This is a genomic window from Sphingomonas sp. BL-S-30, from assembly GCF_055521475.1.
In genome coordinates this window covers 4,467,654-4,483,288 of record NZ_CM145481.1, presented here as the reverse complement: position 1 = coordinate 4,483,288, position 15,635 = coordinate 4,467,654, and the positions used below count along the sequence as shown (strand labels likewise).

The 15,635-nt window shown below is 66.6% G+C and carries 18 protein-coding genes; 6 read left to right on the top strand and 12 right to left on the bottom strand.

Going from position 1 to position 15,635, the window contains the following annotated elements:
• The first annotated feature begins 29 nt into the window (after positions 1-29).
• Positions 30-1,118 carry an alkene reductase gene (locus tag ACZ1I5_RS20935; RefSeq protein WP_465171162.1) on the top strand — a complete coding sequence of 363 codons (1,089 nt, stop codon included), beginning with the start codon at positions 30-32 and terminating at the stop codon, positions 1,116-1,118.
• 105 nt (positions 1,119-1,223) lie between these two features.
• Here ACZ1I5_RS20935 and ACZ1I5_RS20930 read toward each other — a convergent pair whose 3' ends face one another.
• From ACZ1I5_RS20930 to gltX, 9 genes are all read right to left on the bottom strand, one after another.
• A complete protein-coding gene (locus ACZ1I5_RS20930; RefSeq protein WP_465171161.1) occupies positions 1,224-2,597 on the bottom strand; it encodes a cytochrome P450 in 1,374 nt (457 codons plus the stop codon).
• Between the two features lie 49 nt (positions 2,598-2,646).
• Entirely contained in the window at positions 2,647-3,177 is a 531-nt protein-coding gene (locus ACZ1I5_RS20925) for a hypothetical protein (RefSeq protein WP_465171160.1), read from the bottom strand.
• Positions 3,178-3,179: 2 nt separating this feature from the next.
• Positions 3,180-3,599: a 6,7-dimethyl-8-ribityllumazine synthase gene (gene ribH / locus ACZ1I5_RS20920; RefSeq protein ID WP_465171159.1), complete on the bottom strand. Its 420-nt coding sequence runs from the start codon at positions 3,597-3,599 to the stop codon at positions 3,180-3,182.
• Complete coding sequence (gene ribB, locus ACZ1I5_RS20915) at positions 3,599-4,747, bottom strand: 3,4-dihydroxy-2-butanone-4-phosphate synthase (protein WP_465171158.1); 1,149 nt, start codon at positions 4,745-4,747, stop codon at positions 3,599-3,601. Before ribB ends, ribH begins: the two co-directional genes overlap by 1 nt.
• Positions 4,734-5,354 (bottom strand): riboflavin synthase, encoded by a 621-nt coding sequence (locus ACZ1I5_RS20910; RefSeq protein ID WP_465171157.1) that lies wholly within the window; start codon positions 5,352-5,354, stop codon positions 4,734-4,736. The genes ribB and ACZ1I5_RS20910 overlap by 14 nt, the downstream gene beginning before the upstream one ends.
• A complete protein-coding gene (gene ribD, locus ACZ1I5_RS20905) occupies positions 5,354-6,307 on the bottom strand; it encodes a bifunctional diaminohydroxyphosphoribosylaminopyrimidine deaminase/5-amino-6-(5-phosphoribosylamino)uracil reductase RibD (protein ID WP_465171156.1) in 954 nt (317 codons plus the stop codon). The genes ACZ1I5_RS20910 and ribD overlap by 1 nt, the downstream gene beginning before the upstream one ends.
• 20 nt (positions 6,308-6,327) lie before the next feature.
• On the bottom strand, positions 6,328-6,675 hold the full coding sequence (locus ACZ1I5_RS20900; protein ID WP_465171155.1) for a hypothetical protein: 348 nt from the start codon (positions 6,673-6,675) through the stop codon (positions 6,328-6,330).
• A gap of 99 nt (positions 6,676-6,774) precedes the next feature.
• Positions 6,775-7,431, bottom strand: a complete 657-nt coding sequence (locus ACZ1I5_RS20895) for a TonB family protein (RefSeq protein WP_465171154.1) — start codon at positions 7,429-7,431, stop codon at positions 6,775-6,777.
• 261 nt (positions 7,432-7,692) lie between these two features.
• On the bottom strand, positions 7,693-9,018 hold the full coding sequence (gene gltX / locus ACZ1I5_RS20890; RefSeq protein WP_465171153.1) for a glutamate--tRNA ligase: 1,326 nt from the start codon (positions 9,016-9,018) through the stop codon (positions 7,693-7,695).
• Between the two features lie 281 nt (positions 9,019-9,299).
• Here gltX and ACZ1I5_RS20885 point away from each other — a divergent pair, with 281 nt between their 5' ends.
• On the top strand, positions 9,300-10,235 hold the full coding sequence (locus ACZ1I5_RS20885; protein ID WP_465171152.1) for a ribose-phosphate pyrophosphokinase: 936 nt from the start codon (positions 9,300-9,302) through the stop codon (positions 10,233-10,235).
• A gap of 322 nt (positions 10,236-10,557) precedes the next feature.
• On the opposite strand, the gene ACZ1I5_RS20880 is transcribed toward ACZ1I5_RS20885, so the two are convergent.
• The 3 genes from ACZ1I5_RS20880 to ACZ1I5_RS20870 are packed head-to-tail and all read right to left on the bottom strand — an operon-like array spanning position 10,558 to position 12,213.
• A complete protein-coding gene (locus ACZ1I5_RS20880) occupies positions 10,558-11,265 on the bottom strand; it encodes a sulfite exporter TauE/SafE family protein (protein WP_465171151.1) in 708 nt (235 codons plus the stop codon).
• A 42-nt stretch (positions 11,266-11,307) separates the two neighbouring features.
• A complete protein-coding gene (locus ACZ1I5_RS20875; protein ID WP_465171150.1) occupies positions 11,308-11,700 on the bottom strand; it encodes a hypothetical protein in 393 nt (130 codons plus the stop codon).
• Entirely contained in the window at positions 11,701-12,213 is a 513-nt protein-coding gene (locus tag ACZ1I5_RS20870) for a sterol desaturase family protein (protein ID WP_465171149.1), read from the bottom strand.
• Positions 12,214-12,264: 51 nt separating this feature from the next.
• Here ACZ1I5_RS20870 and ACZ1I5_RS20865 point away from each other — a divergent pair, with 51 nt between their 5' ends.
• From ACZ1I5_RS20865 to ACZ1I5_RS20850, 4 genes are all read left to right on the top strand, one after another.
• Positions 12,265-12,570, top strand: coding sequence for a hypothetical protein (locus ACZ1I5_RS20865; RefSeq protein WP_465171148.1), 306 nt, complete (start codon positions 12,265-12,267; stop codon positions 12,568-12,570).
• Positions 12,571-12,649: 79 nt separating this feature from the next.
• Positions 12,650-13,849 carry an ADP-forming succinate--CoA ligase subunit beta gene (gene sucC, locus ACZ1I5_RS20860; protein ID WP_465171147.1) on the top strand — a complete coding sequence of 400 codons (1,200 nt, stop codon included), beginning with the start codon at positions 12,650-12,652 and terminating at the stop codon, positions 13,847-13,849.
• A 46-nt stretch (positions 13,850-13,895) separates the two neighbouring features.
• Positions 13,896-14,642: an electron transfer flavoprotein subunit beta/FixA family protein gene (locus ACZ1I5_RS20855; protein ID WP_465171146.1), complete on the top strand. Its 747-nt coding sequence runs from the start codon at positions 13,896-13,898 to the stop codon at positions 14,640-14,642.
• Entirely contained in the window at positions 14,639-15,568 is a 930-nt protein-coding gene (locus tag ACZ1I5_RS20850; RefSeq protein WP_465171145.1) for an electron transfer flavoprotein subunit alpha/FixB family protein, read from the top strand. The genes ACZ1I5_RS20855 and ACZ1I5_RS20850 overlap by 4 nt, the downstream gene beginning before the upstream one ends.
• Positions 15,569-15,635 lie beyond the last annotated feature (67 nt).

The following is a 15,635-nucleotide window of genomic DNA, read 5'->3' as shown; positions in this document are numbered from 1 at the left end:
CGTCAGGTAGCAAAAGGAAACTCAGTTTCATGCCCAGCCTCTTCGATTCGATTCAGCTCGGCGCAATCCACGCGCCCAACCGCGTGCTGATGGCCCCGCTCACTCGCGGCCGCTCGACCCGCGAGCATGTGCCGCAGCCGCTGATGGGCGAATACTACGCCCAGCGCGCCGGTGCGGGGCTGATCATCTCCGAGGCGACCGGCATTTCGCGCCAGGGCCTTGGCTGGCCCTTCGCGCCGGGCCTGTGGACCGACGAGCAGACCGAAGCCTGGAAGCCGGTCGTCGCCCAGGTCCATGCCGCGGGCGGGCGGATCGTCGCCCAGCTCTGGCACATGGGCCGCATCGTCCATTCGAGCCTGATCGGCGCGCAGCCGGTCTCCGCTTCGGCGACGACCGGGCCGGGCCAGGCGCATACTTATGACGGCAAGCAGGATTATGAGGAGGCGCGGCCGCTCCGGCTCGACGAATTCCCCGGCCTGCTCGACGATTACGAGCGCGCAACGCGCAACGCGCTGGTGGCGGGCTTCGACGGCGTGCAGATCCACGCCGCGAACGGCTATCTGATCGACCAGTTCCTGCGCGACAATTCCAACTTCCGCGACGATCATTATGGCGGCCATCCCGAAAATCGCGTGCGCCTGCTGCGCGAAGTGACCGAGCGTGTCGCCAGCATCGCCGGGGCCGACCGCACGGGCGTGCGCCTCTCGCCCAACGGCAATTCGCAGGGCGCGAAGGACAGCAATCCGGAAGCCGTGTTCGTGCCCGCCGCGAAGATGCTGTCCGAGATCGGCATCGCCTTCCTCGAACTACGCGAGCCCGGCCCCGACGGCACGTTCGGCCGGTCGGACCAGCCCAAGCTCTCGCCCGAGATTCGCCAGGCCTTTTTCGGTCCGCTGGTGCTCAACTCGGATTATCTCGGCGATGATGCCCAGGCAGCGCTCGATTCCGGCGTGGCCGACGCGATCAGCTTCGGCCGCACCTTCCTCGCCAATCCCGACCTGCCGGTCCGCCTGCAACAGGGTGCGCCGCTCAATCCGGACAATATGGCGACCTGGTACAGCCAGGGGCCGGAGGGCTATACCGACTATCCGGCGCTCGAGGACGTCGCGGCGGAGTAAAATTTCCCTCCGTTCGTGCTGAGCTTGTAGAAGCACTGCTCTTCGTTCCGACGGTGGAGAGAAGAGCAGCCCTTCGACAGGCTCAGGGCGAACGGTGGTGGGTGGTCACCCCAGCGGCACGAACCGCACCGGCAGCCCATCCTTCGGCCGGGGAATCGGCCAGGCCTGCCACTCGGCGCCCGCCCCCTCGTCCAGCTCGATCCGGTAGCGGCTCAATAGCTGCGCCATCAGGATGCGGATCTGCATCGTCGCGAAATGCAGGCCGATGCACATATGCGCGCCGCCGCCGAACGGCACCCAGGCATATTTGTGCCGGCCCTTGCTGACCTCCGGCGAGAAGCGCATCGGATCGAATGTCTGCGGGTCGGGCCAATGCTCGGCCATCTTGTGGGTGAAGGCCGGGCTGATGCCGACCATCGTCCCGGCCGGGATATGATAGCCGCCAAAGTCGAAGGCCTTCACCGCGCGCCGCGGGATCGACGGAACCGGCGGCACCAGCCGCAGCGCTTCCTTGAAGGCATACTCCGTCAGCACCAGCCGGTCGAGCTGGCCGTACGGCAGCCCTTCCGCGTCGTTGAGCCCCAGCCCGGCAATCTCCTCGCGCAGGCGGTCCTGCCATTCGGGGTGGCGGCCGAGCAGCATGACCAGGCTCGTCGCTGACGAGGTGATCGTGTCGTGCGCCGCCATCATCAGGAAGTTCATATGGTCGGCGATCGCGTCGTCCGACAGCGGCTGGCCCGCCTCGTCGGTCGCGCGGCAGAATTGCGAGAAGAAATCATGTCCCTCCCCGCTGCGCCTGTTGGGGATCTCGCGCCGGAACAGCTCGACCAGATAGGCGCGCGCCTTCACACCCCTGCTCATGATCGTGCCGGGCAGCGGCACGCGGATCGGCGCGACCGATGCCTGGACCTCGTCGACGAACGCCTGGTTGATCCGGTCGGCTTCCGGCCCGAGCGGCATGCCGAGAAAACTGTCGGCGGCGAGGTCGAGCGTCAGTGCCTTGATCGCGTCGTAGAATCGCAGCGGCCGGTTCGCCCAGCCGGTAACGGTCCTCGTGATGCCGCTATTCAGCGCCTCGGCATAATGGCGCATCGGTTCGGGCTTGAACGCGACCGACATCACCTTGCGGTCGGCGCGGTGCTTCTCGAAATCCATCAGCATCAGCCCGCGCGGGAAGAGCAGGTTGAGCATCGGGCCCCAGCCCTGTTCGGACGAGAAGACCTTGTCGCGGTCGAACAGCACCAGTTCGTTGGCGTCGGCGCCCATCAGGGTGACGGAAGGGCCGCCAAAGGCATGGTTGCGATAGACGGTGCCATATTGCGCCACCATGCGATGACCGAATCCGACCGGATCGCGCAGCAGTTTCAGCGTGTTGCCGATGAAAGGCAGCCCATTCTCGCCCGGAATCGCGGCGATCGCCTGCGGCTTCTGCCGCGGCAGCCAGTGGGGATTCGCCTTGAAAGTGTGGGCCAACGCCATCGCCGAATCTCCCTTACTTACATTAGTATAAGTAAGGGTGGGACTTCGCTCAACCTGCCTTTTCGAGGGCGTCGAGCCAGCGCGTGATCGCCGGGCGCGCAGTGGTGTTGGCGTTGCTCGCGATCATGCCGACCAGCACAAAGGCGACGACGAAGCCCCATGGCGTGGCGAACATCACCACCGCCATCGCCATTGCGGCCAGCGCCGCGCCGAGCAGCCAGCGCCCGAGCCGTTTCGCGCCGGCGGGTGCGAGCACGATGTCGCGCGGGCCGTTGACGTCGTAATAATTGGCGGTGGTCAGGATCGGGTTGCCCGTGCTGTCGGTCGATCCGGCACAGAGCCCGAGGACGAGGATGGCACCCAGTGTCTCGATCAACCCGCCAGTCGGCAGGCGTGGCACGCCGGTGCCGGCCGGCCGGCCAGCGGTAGCCGGCAATGACCGCTTCGGAGTCCCGGGCATCGACACCATCGACGCTTCCGATCGCGGCGGCCTCTTCTCCGCCCAGGTGTCAGTGACGATCAGCCGGCCGTTGCGCTCGACGATGCGATAGCGCGGCGGGGGCGGCTGCATGTCGGCCATGGTCAGCCGAAGCGGTCCTTCAGCGCCAGCATCGCCAGCGCCGCCTTGGCCGCTTCGCCGCCCTTGTCCTTCTCGGTGCGCCGCGCCCGGGCCAGTGCCTGGGCTTCGTTCTCGACGGTCAAGATGCCGTTGCCGATCGCCACGCCGTCCATCGACAGCGCCATCAGGCCGCGCGCGCTTTCGCCGGCGACGATCTCGAAATGATAGGTCTCGCCGCGGATCACCACGCCCAGCGCGACGAACGCGTCATAATCGTCGGTCTCGGACGCGAGCGCGATCGCACCCGGAATCTCCAGCGCGCCCGGGACGGTGATCGTCTCGTGGCGATGCCCGGCTTCCTCGATCGCGGCACGCGCGCCCTCGAGCAGCAGGTCGTTGAGATGGTCGTAGAAGCGTGCTTCCACGATCAGGATTTTCGCCATCATTCGCCTCCGGTGCCGGGGATTGCCCGTTCGCCGACGATCGACAGGCCGTACCCGTCAAGCCCGACCAGGGTGTGGTGGGTATTGGTCAGCAGCACCATGTCCTGCACGCCCAGTTCGGCGAGGATCTGCGCGCCGACGCCGTAATCGCGCAGCTCGGCGGCCTCCGGCGTTCCGATCGTCTTGCCCTCGGCGCGCAGCCTGATCACGCGGGTGATCGAATCCTTCATCGGCCGGTTGATCACGACGATGACGCCGGCACCTTCCTCGGCGATGGTCTCCATCGACTGCGCGAGCAGGCCGGAGCGCTCGGATTCCTCGCCGAACGCATCGGCGAACATCGACAGGCTGTGCATGCGCACCAGGGTCGGCTTGTCCGGGTCGATCTTGCCCTTGACCAGCGCGATCTGCTCGTCGCCGGTCGCCTTGTTGAAGAAGGTCATCGCCTTCCAGTCGCCGCCCCATTTGCTGTGGAACACCATCTCGGCGCGCTTCTCGACGAGATGGTCGTGGCGGCGGCGATAGGCGATCAGGTCGCGGATCGTGCCGATCTTGAGATTGTGGAGCTGCGCGAAGGAAACGAGATCGTCGAGGCGCGACATCGTCCCGTCCTCGTTCATGATCTCGCAGATCACGCCCGAGGGGTTGAGGCCGGCCAGCCGCGACACGTCGACCGCGGCCTCGGTATGGCCGGCGCGGACCAGCACGCCGCCCTCGCGTGCGACCAGGGGGAAGACATGGCCGGGCGTCACGATTTCCTCGCGGCTCTTCGACGAATCGATCGCCACCGCGACGGTGCGGGCGCGGTCGGCGGCGGAAATGCCGGTGGTCACGCCGTCGCGTGCCTCGATCGAGACGGTGAAGGCGGTCTCGTGGCGCGTGCCGTTGTGGCGGCTCATCAGGTCGAGCCCGAGCTCGTCGACGCGCTTCTTGCTCAGGGCCAGGCAGATCAGGCCGCGGCCATGCCGCGCCATGAAGTTGATCTTTTCGGGCGTCGCCATCTGGGCGGGGATGACCAGGTCGCCCTCATTCTCGCGATCCTCGTCATCGACCAGGATGAACATCCGGCCGTTGCGCGCTTCGTCGATGATTTCCTCAGGGCTGGAGAGGAAGCCGTGACGCAGGCGGGCCAGCTCAGGCTTTTGCACGATAATGCTCCATGCGTTGCAGGTAGCGGGCGAGCACGTCGATCTCGATATTGATCGGATCGCCGGCCGCGAGGCTGCCGAAAGTGGTGACGGCCGCGGTATGCGGGATGATATTGACGCCGAAGGTCACGCCGGCGGGCGAATCCTCAACATCGTTGACGGTCAGCGAGACGCCGTCGAGCGTGACCGATCCCTTGGGCGCGATGAACGGGGCGATCTCGGCGCCGGCCGTGATCCGCACGCGGTGCGATCCGCCTTCCTCGACCACCGAGGTGACTTCGCCGATGCCGTCGACATGGCCGGTGACGATATGGCCGCCCAGTTCCTCGCCCAGCTTCAGCGCGCGCTCCAGGTTGAGCTTGCGCCCCTCGGTCCATTGCCCCTGCGCCGTGCGGCTGATGGTTTCGCCCGACACGTCGACGGCAAACCAGTTGGAGCCCCCACCCGCGGATTTGTCGATGACGGTCAGGCACACGCCCGAACAGGAGATCGAGGCACCGAGATCGATCGTCGCGGTGTCATAGCTGGTGCCGATCACGACGCGCGTGTCGGCCAGCGCCTCGACGCGCTCGACGGTGCCGATATCGGTGACGATTCCAGTGAACATCAAACCTGTCCTTTGGCGCGCTCGTAGACCTCGACTCGGTCGCTGCCAAGCCGCCGCGCGTCGTGCAGCGTCCAGCGGCCATGCGCCGCGGCGAGATCGGCCAGGCCGATATCGGGCAAGGTGCGGCCCGCCCCGATCAGGATCGGCGCGCGGTACAATAACAGCCGGTCGACCAGGTCGGCGGAAAGGAACGCCGCCGCCGTCGCCACGCCGCCCTCGACCAGCAGATGGTCGATGCCCTTCAACTGGTGAATATCGGCGGGATCGTGCAGCACTTCCCAGCCGTCGGGCGCATTACCATGCGACAGCAGCAGCCGCCGCGGGCTCCGCCCCTCCAGCCCCGCCAGGCGGACATCGAGCGTCGGCGCATCCGCCGTCAGGGTCGCGTGCCCGACCAGGATCGCTTCGTGCCGCGCCCGCTCGACATGGGCATGCGCGCGCGCCTCGGTGCCGGTGATCCATTTGCTGGTGCCGTCGCCCATCGCCACCGCGCCGTCGAGCGACAGAGCGAGCTTCAGCGTCACCTGCGGCCGTCCCAGCGCCTGGCGGATCAGGAATCCGGCCATCGCGCGTCGCGCGTCGCCGTCGCGAAGATCGGTCGTGACCTCGATCCCCGCGCCGCGCAGCCGCTCGATGCCGTCGCCGTCGGTGCGGGGGTCGGGATCGCCGAGCGCGATGATCACGCGCGCCACCCCGGCCGCGATCAGCAGGTCCGAACAGGCCGGGCCGCGGGGCGATTGATGCGCGCAGGGTTCCAGGGTGACGTAGCAGGTCGCGCCGCGCGCTCTGTCGCCGGCTTCGGCCAGTGCCATCGCCTCGGCGTGCGGACGCCCGCCCGGCTGAGTCCAGCCGCGCCCGACGACGCGCCCGTCCCGCACGATCAGACAGCCGACATTGGGGTTGGGCGCGGTCAGCCCCTTGCCGCGCTCGCTCAGCGCGAGCGCCGCCCCCATCCAGCGCGCGTCGGCAATCGTCAGAATCCGTACTTCTTCAGCTTGTCGTCAAGGCGCTTATAGGCAGCCTGGGTCTCGGCCTGCTGCTTCTTCACCTCGTCGGCTTCGGCTTTTTCCTTCGGGCCGTCGATCTTCTGCTGCGCGATGATCTGCTCGTCGGTGCGGTTGGCGGGCCATTGCTCCGCATAGACGATGTTCGGGCGATATTCCTTCTGGACCTCGGAATTGTTCGCGATGGCGAACATGATGGTCCAGGTCACGATGATCGCCAGGACCAGGAAGACCAGCTCATAGGTCTTGCGCGACGCCAGATACTGGCGGAGGTCGCGATAGGCGCGCAGGGGCGAGATGGTGCGCAGGAAACTCATCGCGACAAGATAGGCGCAGGGCCGGCGGGATGCCAGCCCTGCAAGGTCTCCCGATCGTGCCGGACGTCCAAGGTTATGCCCGGCGCGATCGGAAGGGGGTCATTCGTCGTTCATCACGAAGCTGACGGCCATGGTGCGCCAGGCCTCGACCGCGACGCCGTCGCGCGTGCCCGGGGTCAGGCGCCATTTCTCGAGCGCGCGACGCCGCGTCGCCTCGAAGAAGGAGTCGCTCGCGGCGCTGACCTTCTCGACCTGCTTCACCCGGCCGTCGGTGCCGACCAGCACGCGGACCACCACCCGGCCCTCGCGACCGAGGCGTCGCTCGTCGCTGGGATAGTCGGGCTGATAGTTGAAGCGTGGGTTGATCCCGGGCGCGACGATCGCCGGCGGTTTGGGCGGGACAGTGAGTATTTCGCCGACGGTGCCGCTGGTCGTGCCTTCGGTGATGTCGACCGTGTTCGTGCCGGGGGTGATCGTGAAGCCTTTCGGCGTGTCGATCGTGACTTCCTGGCGCGGCGGGACGATCTGCGTTTCCGCCTTCTTCAGCACCTCCTGCTTCTTCGGCAGGGGCTCGGGGTTGGGTGGCGGCGGCGGTGTCTCGGTGATCGGGTAGAGCGTGATCGACGTTGGGATCTTCTTCACGAAATCGGGCGCCGAGAAGATCATCCCGGTCATGATCCCGCCGACCAGCAGCGCCGAGAGGCCAAGGCTGGCCGGGTCCAGTTTCTTCTGTTTGGTATAACGGTCTGCGTACATCGCCTGCCTCCATCGTCTCCTTGGTGGGCGGTCGAGTCTGTCGCTCGATCTCGGCGGCGATGATACAACATTACTATTTAGATACAAGATATCATTTCACGCCGGTGGCCAACACCATGTCGCCTTCCCCGGCGAAGGCCGGGGCCCAGTCGGGGGACGATCATGGCGAGGCGCTGCGCGCCGTTACAACAACCTGTCCGACTGGACCCCGGTCTTCGCAAGGGGAAGCAGGAAGGGACCTGCCAAAGCGTCGCGGCGAACTCAGCCCGTCAGCCGCTCGACCGCCCGCTCGCGCCCGATCAGCGGCAGCAACGCCTTCATGTCCGGCCCATGATCGAGCCCGGTCAGCGCGCGCCGCAACGGCAGGAACAGCGCCTTGCCGCTCCGACCGCTCGACTGTTTCAGCGCCCCGGTCAGCGCATGCCAGGGGTCGGCGGCCCAGTCGATCGAGCCCGCCACCCGCGCCGCCTCGGCCAGGAAATCCGCGTCCGCCGGGTCGGCCACTGAGTCGACCGGCCCTTCGATCACGCGCCACCAATCGCCTGCCTCGGCCACCACGGTGAGATTGGGCCGCACTGCTTCCCACTCGATCCGCCCCATGCCGGCGGGCAGCCGCCCGGCGACCGAGTCGAAATCGAGCTGATGCACGATCCGCGTATTGACCGCGCTCAGCTCCGCTTCGTCGAACCGCGCCGGCGCGCGTCCGAAGCGCCCGAAATCGAACGTCTCGATCAGCCTGGCCGTGTCGACCAGCGGCTCGACCGGATCGCTCGTGCCGATCCGCGCGAGCAGCGCGCGCACCGCTTCGGGCTCGATCCCGGCCTCGCGGAACTGGTCGACCCCGACCGATCCGAGCCGCTTGGACAATTTGCCCTCGCTCCCGACCAGCAACGCCTCATGCGCAAAGGCAGGCGGCGCGCTGCCCATCGCGGCGAACATCTGCAGCTGCAACGCGGTATTGGAGACATGATCCTCGCCGCGCACGACATGAGTCACGCCCATCTCGGCATCGTCGATCGCCGAGGGCAGCATATAGAGCCAGGACCCATCGGCGCGGCGGATCACCGGGTCGCTCATCGTCGCCGGATCGAACCGCTGGTGCCCGCGGATCAGGTCGTCCCATTCGATCGCGGCGCCATGGTCGAGCTTGAAGCGCCAGTGCGGCGCGATTCCCTCGGCCTCGAACGCCGCGCGCTGGGCGTCGCTCAGCGCCAGCGCGGCGCGGTCATAGACCGGCGGCAGACCACGTCCCGCCGCGATCTTGCGCTTCAGGTCCAGCTCCTGCGCCGTTTCATAGGCGCGATAGACATGGCCGGCCTCGCGCAGCGCCGCGAAGCGCGCCTCGTAGAGCGAAAAGCGCGCCGACTGCCGCTCCTCCCCGACCGGGTCCAGGCCGAGCCAGGCGAGGTCGGCACGGATCGAGTCGACAAAATGCTCCTGGCTGCGCTCGGCATCGGTATCGTCGATACGCAGCATGAAGCGCCCGCCATGCTTTTGCGCCCATAGCCAGTTGTGGAGCGCAGTGCGGATATTGCCGACATGCAGCCGGCCGGTCGGGCTCGGCGCGAAACGGGTGAGAACGGTCATGACAGCGGCTGTAGACGCCCCGCCGGGCCGCAACAACCGGGACGCTGGGCCCCGGTCATGGTACGATGCGCAAAGGGAGAGCCGTTTCGGGACGGGTGCCATGCATCAGATCGACACCATCGCTGGCCGTTTGCCATGCAATTCGTGCCGTTCGGGGCTGGTCATCGGACTCTGGGCGTGAGCGTCGGCGCGCGACCCGGCGTGCAACGGGCCTTTCCCCTTAGCGCAGTGCTGGCTAAGAGCGCCCGGCAACGGCCAGGTCCGCCGGTGAGGATATGCGTATGAAACTGATGACGGGCAATTCGAACCTGCCGCTGGCGCGGGCGATCTCGGACTATCTCGAAATCCCCCTCACCAATGCGAGCGTGCGCCGCTTCGCCGATGAGGAAGTGTTCGTCGAGATCCAGGAGAATGTCCGCGGCGAGGACGTGTTCGTGCTCCAGTCGACCGGCTATCCGGCCAACGACAATCTCATGGAGCTGCTGATCTGCATCGACGCGCTCCGCCGCGCCTCGGCCAAGCGCATCACTGCCGTGATCCCCTATTTCGGCTATGCCCGGCAGGACCGCAAACCCGGGCCGCGCACCCCGATCTCGGCCAAGCTGGTCGCCAATCTGATCACCGTCGCGGGGGCCGACCGCGTGCTCTCGGTCGATCTCCATGCCGGACAGATCCAGGGTTTCTTCGATATCCCGACCGACAATCTCTACGGCGCACCGGTCATGTCGGCCGACATCCTGACGCGTTTCGGCGACCGCAACCTGATGGTCGTGTCGCCTGACGTGGGCGGCGTGGTCCGCGCCCGCGCGCTGGCCAAGCGGCTCGACAACGCCCCGCTCGCGATCGTCGACAAGCGCCGCGAACGCGCCGGCGAATCCGAGGTGATGAACATCATCGGCGAAGTGGAGGGGCGTTTCTGCATCCTGATCGACGACATCGTCGATTCGGCCGGCACCTTGTGCAACGCCGCCGCCGCGCTGAAGGAAGCGGGTGCCGAGGGCGTGGTCGCCTATGTCACGCACGGGGTCCTGTCGGGCGGCGCGGTGGCGCGGGTCGAAGGGTCGTCCCTCGAGGAACTGGTCATCACTGATTCAATCGGCGGCCATGATGTGGTGATGAACGCGAAGCGCATCCGCCACTTGACCATCGCGCCGCTGCTGGCCGAGGCGATCAAGCGGATCGCGGACGAGACCTCGGTCTCGTCGCTCTTTGACTAGGTGAAGAAAGCGACGCCCGGTCGGGCGATGACGGGCGGAATCCGCGTCAAATAAAGCGCACAGTAATGCCGATAGGGGTCGCGTAATTCCGCGACTATTCGCGGATCGACTGCAAGTGGGTGCGATCCGACGCCCGGGAACTCGGCCGCCGCCCGCCATGACGTCGCACTGTAACGCTGTTGGACCGGTCGACAGCACGCAAGATCAGCCCCGATTCAGCCCCCTCGCAAGTGGGTCGCGAAATTCGACGGATATTGGGCGGTCTCCCAATAACGAGGCGCGGAAGAGGCTCGTGTGACTGTCGGATAGAGGCGCCGTTGCTTCAGGCGAGGCCGTCCCAGACGAGTTTTACGCCGACCAGCACCATCAGCAGATAGATCGCGGTGTAGAAGCGCGTCGGGGACACGCGTCGCACCAGCCACACGCCCGCCAGGGTCGAGGCGATCGCCACCGGCAGCAAGGTCGTCGCCGCCAGCAGATTCTCGCGGCTGAATTGGCCGAGCGCCCAATAGGCCGGCACCTTCAGCCAGTTGGTGACCGCGAAGAAGATCGCGGTGGTGCCGACCAGCACGTCGCGCTCGAGCCGTTTCGGCATCACCCAGATCTGGAAGGGCGGCTGTCCGGCATGGGCGATCTGGCTGGTGAAGCCCGAGGCAATGCCGAACAGGGTGCCGACCCAGCCGGGCGATCGTGCCGGTGCCGCGATCGCCCCGCGCCGGTCGACCCATAGCCGATAGGTCCCGAACAGGATCGAGATCGCGCCGACCACGCCCAGCACCGCGCTTTCCGACACCCGCGCCGCGAAGAACCAGCCGAGCGCAATGCCGATCAGCGATCCCGGCAGCATCCAGCCCAGCACATGCCCGTCCCATTGCTTGCGGAACGCCCACACGCCGACCACGTCCTGCACGATCAGGATCGGCAACAGGATCGCCGCCGCCCTGACCGGGGAGATCGCCAGCGCCAGGATCGGCAGCGACAAGGCGCCCATGCCGACGAACCCGCCCTTGGACAGACCGATCAGCGTCACCGCCGGCACCGCGAGCGCGTAGAAATACCAGTCGGGAATGGTTCAGCTCCGCTCGGCGATGCGGGCGAGATGTGCGGTGATGCGCAGCAGCACGATCAGGATCGCCGCGGCGAAGCCGGCGAGCGCCAGCACGGCATAGGTCAGCGCCTCGAGCAGTTGCGCGCCGGCATCCTGCGCCGCGGCGCCCGGCACCGCGACGCGCTGGAGCGGCTGGCCGGCGGGGACCGGCGTTCCGGGCTCCGCACCGCCCGGCGCCGGCGCTTCCCGCACGGCTTCGGGCGGTGGCGCGCGGGGATCGGGCGCGCTTTCGGCCGGCGGCATGCCGCTGCGCAGGGTGCCGTTGCCGCGCGAGGCGGATTCGAGCGAGGCCAGGATCGCGAAGGTGGCAAGCCCGCTCAGGACCAGCAACAGGGTGCGGCCGATCCAGTCGAACATCTAGCGCTCCGCTCCCTCGCCCGCCGGCGCGCGCATTCCCGCATGGCCGCGGCGTTTTAGCTCCGCCTTCAGCGCCTCGGGCTTCGGCGCCCAGAGGAAGCCGAAGCTGACCGTGCCGGCCTTGGTCTCGACGACATGGTGCAGCCGGTGCGCCTGGATGATGCGCTTCATATAGGTCGATTTCGGCAGATAGCGGTGGTTCAGCCTCTTGTGGACGATGACGTCGTGAAACCCGAAATAGATCGCGCCATAGGCCGCGATCCCCGCGCCGATCCCGGCGAAGCCCGGCCACCAGCCGAGCTGGACCCCGCCGAGCAGCAGCACGAAGGAGGGCACGGCGAAGATCGCCGCGTAGAGATCGTTCAGCTCCCAGGCGCCGGTGCGCGGGCGATGATGGCTCCTGTGCAGGAACCAGCCCGGTCCGTGCATGATCCAGCGGTGCGCGACATAAGCGAAGCCCTCCATCCCCAGAACGGTGGCGAGGAACAGGATCAGGCCGATTGTCCAATGCATGCGGTACGATATAGCCGTGCCCGACCGGAGTTGCACGACAGGATGGATGAAATGCGCTTCTTGCCGATCGGCGTCTTGCTGCCGCTGCTGATATCGGGCTGCTCGACGCCGGAGACGATGACGCGCGAGGGACTCGTCAGTGCCGGCATCTCGCAGCCGGTCGCCGGATGCATGGCCGCCCGCATGGTCGATCGCCTGTCGCTGCTGCAGCTTCGCCGCCTCGCCGGGCTGGGCAAGGCGGAGCGCGCACGCGATCTCGACGAGTTTCTCTACCGGGTGCGCTCGCTCCGGGACCCGGAGATCGTCGGCGTGACGGCCAGCTCGGCCGCGCTTTGCGTCACTGGTCTGGCCCGCTGATGCTTGCGGGGGTGGATTCGCCGTCCACCCTGTGCTTAAGGCTCCAGCATCCCCGATCTTCGAAAGGCATGTGAGCCCCATGAACATCCACGAATACCAGGCCAAAGAGCTTCTCGCGAAATTCGGCGTGCCCGTCCCGGCAGGCTTTGCGGCGCTCAGCGTGGATGAAGCAGTGGCCGCGGCAGGCAAGCTGCCCGGGCCGCTCTATGTGGTGAAGGCGCAGATTCACGCCGGCGGCCGCGGCAAGGGCAAGTTCAAGGAGCTCGGCCCCGACGCCAAGGGCGGCGTCCGGCTCGCCCGCACTGCCGACGAAGTCCGCGCGGCGGCGACCGACATGCTCGGCAACACGCTGGTGACGATCCAGACCGGCGAGCACGGCAAGCAGGTCAACCGCCTCTACGTCACCGACGGCGTCGACATCGCCAAGGAATTCTACCTCGCGCTCCTCGTCGATCGCGCCACCGGCCGAGTCGCTTTCGTGGTGTCGACCGAGGGCGGCATGGACATCGAGACCGTCGCGCATGACACGCCGGAAAAGATCCAGACCTTCGACGTCGATCCCGCGACCGGCTTCATGCCGCATCACGGCCGCGCCGTGGCGAATGCGCTCGGGCTCAAGGGCGATCTCGCCAAGCAAGCCGCCAATGTCGCGTCGAAGCTGTACGACGCCTTTATCGGCACCGATGCCTCGCAGATCGAGATCAACCCGCTTGCCGTCACCGACGACAACAAGCTGCTGGTGCTCGACGCCAAGGTCGGTTTCGACACCAATGCGCTGTTCCGCCACAAGGACCTGATGGAGCTGCGCGACGAGACCGAGGAGGATCCTTCGGAGCTCGAAGCGTCCAAGTACGACCTCGCCTATATCAAGCTCGACGGCGATATCGGCTGCATGGTCAACGGTGCCGGCCTCGCCATGGCGACGATGGACATCATCAAATTGAACGGCATGTTCCCGGCCAACTTCCTCGATGTCGGCGGCGGCGCCAACAAGGAGAAGGTGACGGCGGCGTTCAAGATCATCCTCGCCGATCCGGCGGTGAAGGGCATCCTGGTCAACATCTTCGGCGGCATCATGAAGTGCGACATCATCGCCGAGGGCATCGTCGCCGCGGCGAAGGAAGTGAACCTCTCGGTGCCGCTGGTCGTTCGGCTCGAAGGCACCAATGTCGAGGAGGGCAAGAAGATCCTTTCGACGTCCGGTCTCGCGATCGTCCCCGCCAATGATCTGGGCGATGCCGCCCGCAAGATCGTCGCCGAGGTGAAAGCGGCCGCCTGAACCTTTTCCCTCCCCGGGAAGCGTTCGGTCACAGGAGTGGATTGCAATGAAGGTGCTGGTCCCGGTCAAGCGCGTGCTTGACTATAACGTAAAGCCCCGGGTGAAGGCCGACGGGACGGGGGTCGACCTCGCCAACGTCAAGATGAGCATGAACCCGTTCGACGAGATCGCGGTAGAAGAGGCGATCCGCCTGAAAGACAAGGGCGTCACGGAGATCGTCGTCGTCTCGATCGGCGAGCAAAAGGCGCAGGAAACGCTGCGCACCGCGCTCGCCATGGGCGCCGACCGCGCGATCCTGGTCGTCTCGGAAGAGAAGGTCGAGCCGCTCGGCGTGGCCAAGCTGCTTGCCAGGATCGTCGAGGAGGAAAAGCCCGATCTGGTGATCCTCGGCAAGCAGGCGATCGACGACGACAACAACCAGACCGGCCAGATGCTCGCCGGCCTGCTCGGCGTCGGTCAGGCGACCTTTGCCTCGAAGGTCGAGCTGACCAGCGACTCGGTCACCGTGACGCGCGAAGTCGATGGCGGCTCGGAGACCGAGACGCTGAAGCTTCCCGCGATCATCACTACCGATCTTCGCCTCAACGAGCCGCGTTATGCCTCGCTGCCCAACATCATGAAGGCCAAGTCCAAGCCGCTCGCGCAGAAGACGCCCGCCGATTACGGCGTCGACATCTCCCCGCGCCTGACCACGCTGAAGGTCGTCGAGCCCGCCAAGCGTTCGGCCGGCGTCAAGGTCGCCGATGTCGATGAACTGGTGGCCAAATTGAAGGCGATGGGAGTGGCGAAATGAAGACGCTCGTCTGGGTCGAACATGACGGCAAGGCCGTCAAGGACGCCACGCTCGCCGTGGTCACCGCCGCGTCGAAGCTCGGTGACGTCCATCTGCTCGTCGCGGGCCAGGGCGTCGATAGCGTCGCTGCCGAAGCCGCGAAGATCGCCGGCGTGGGCAAGGTCCATCTCGCTGACGACGCTGCCTATGTGCATGCGCTCGCCGAGAATGTCGCGCCGCTCGTCGTCGAGCTGATGGGACATCACGACGCCGTGCTGTTCCCGGCTACCTCGAACGGCAAGAATATCGCGCCGCGCGTCGCTGCGCTGCTCGACGTGATGCAGATCAGCGACATCCTGTCGGTCGAAGGGCCGGACACGTTCACGCGTCCGATCTATGCCGGCAACGCCATCGCCACGGTGCAGACGAAGGACGCCAAGCTGGTCATCACCGTGCGCGGCACGGCGTTCGACAAGGCAGCGACCGAAGGCGGTTCGGGCACGATCGAGGCCGTCGCTTCGACGGGCGATACGGGTCTGTCGACCTTTGCCGGCGCCGAGATCGCCAAGTCCGAGCGTCCCGAGCTGACCAGCGCGAAGATCATCGTGTCGGGCGGCCGCGCGCTGCAGAACTCGGAGAATTTCCACTCGATCATCGAGCCGCTCGCCGATAAGCTCGGCGCGGGTGTCGGCGCCTCGCGCGCCGCGGTGGACGCGGGCTATGTGCCCAACGACTATCAGGTCGGCCAGACCGGCAAGATCGTCGCCCCCGAAGTCTATATCGCGATCGGCATCTCCGGCGCGATCCAGCATCTGGCGGGCATGAAGGACTCCAAGACGATCATCGCGATCAACAAGGACGAGGACGCCCCGATCTTCCAGGTCGCGGACATCGGCCTGGTCGGCGATCTGTTCAAGATCGTGCCGGAGCTGACGGAGAAGCTCTGATATTATCGATGGACACGGACCGCCTGTTCGTTCTCACAGGCGGTCCGGGTTCGGGCAGGCAAGACGA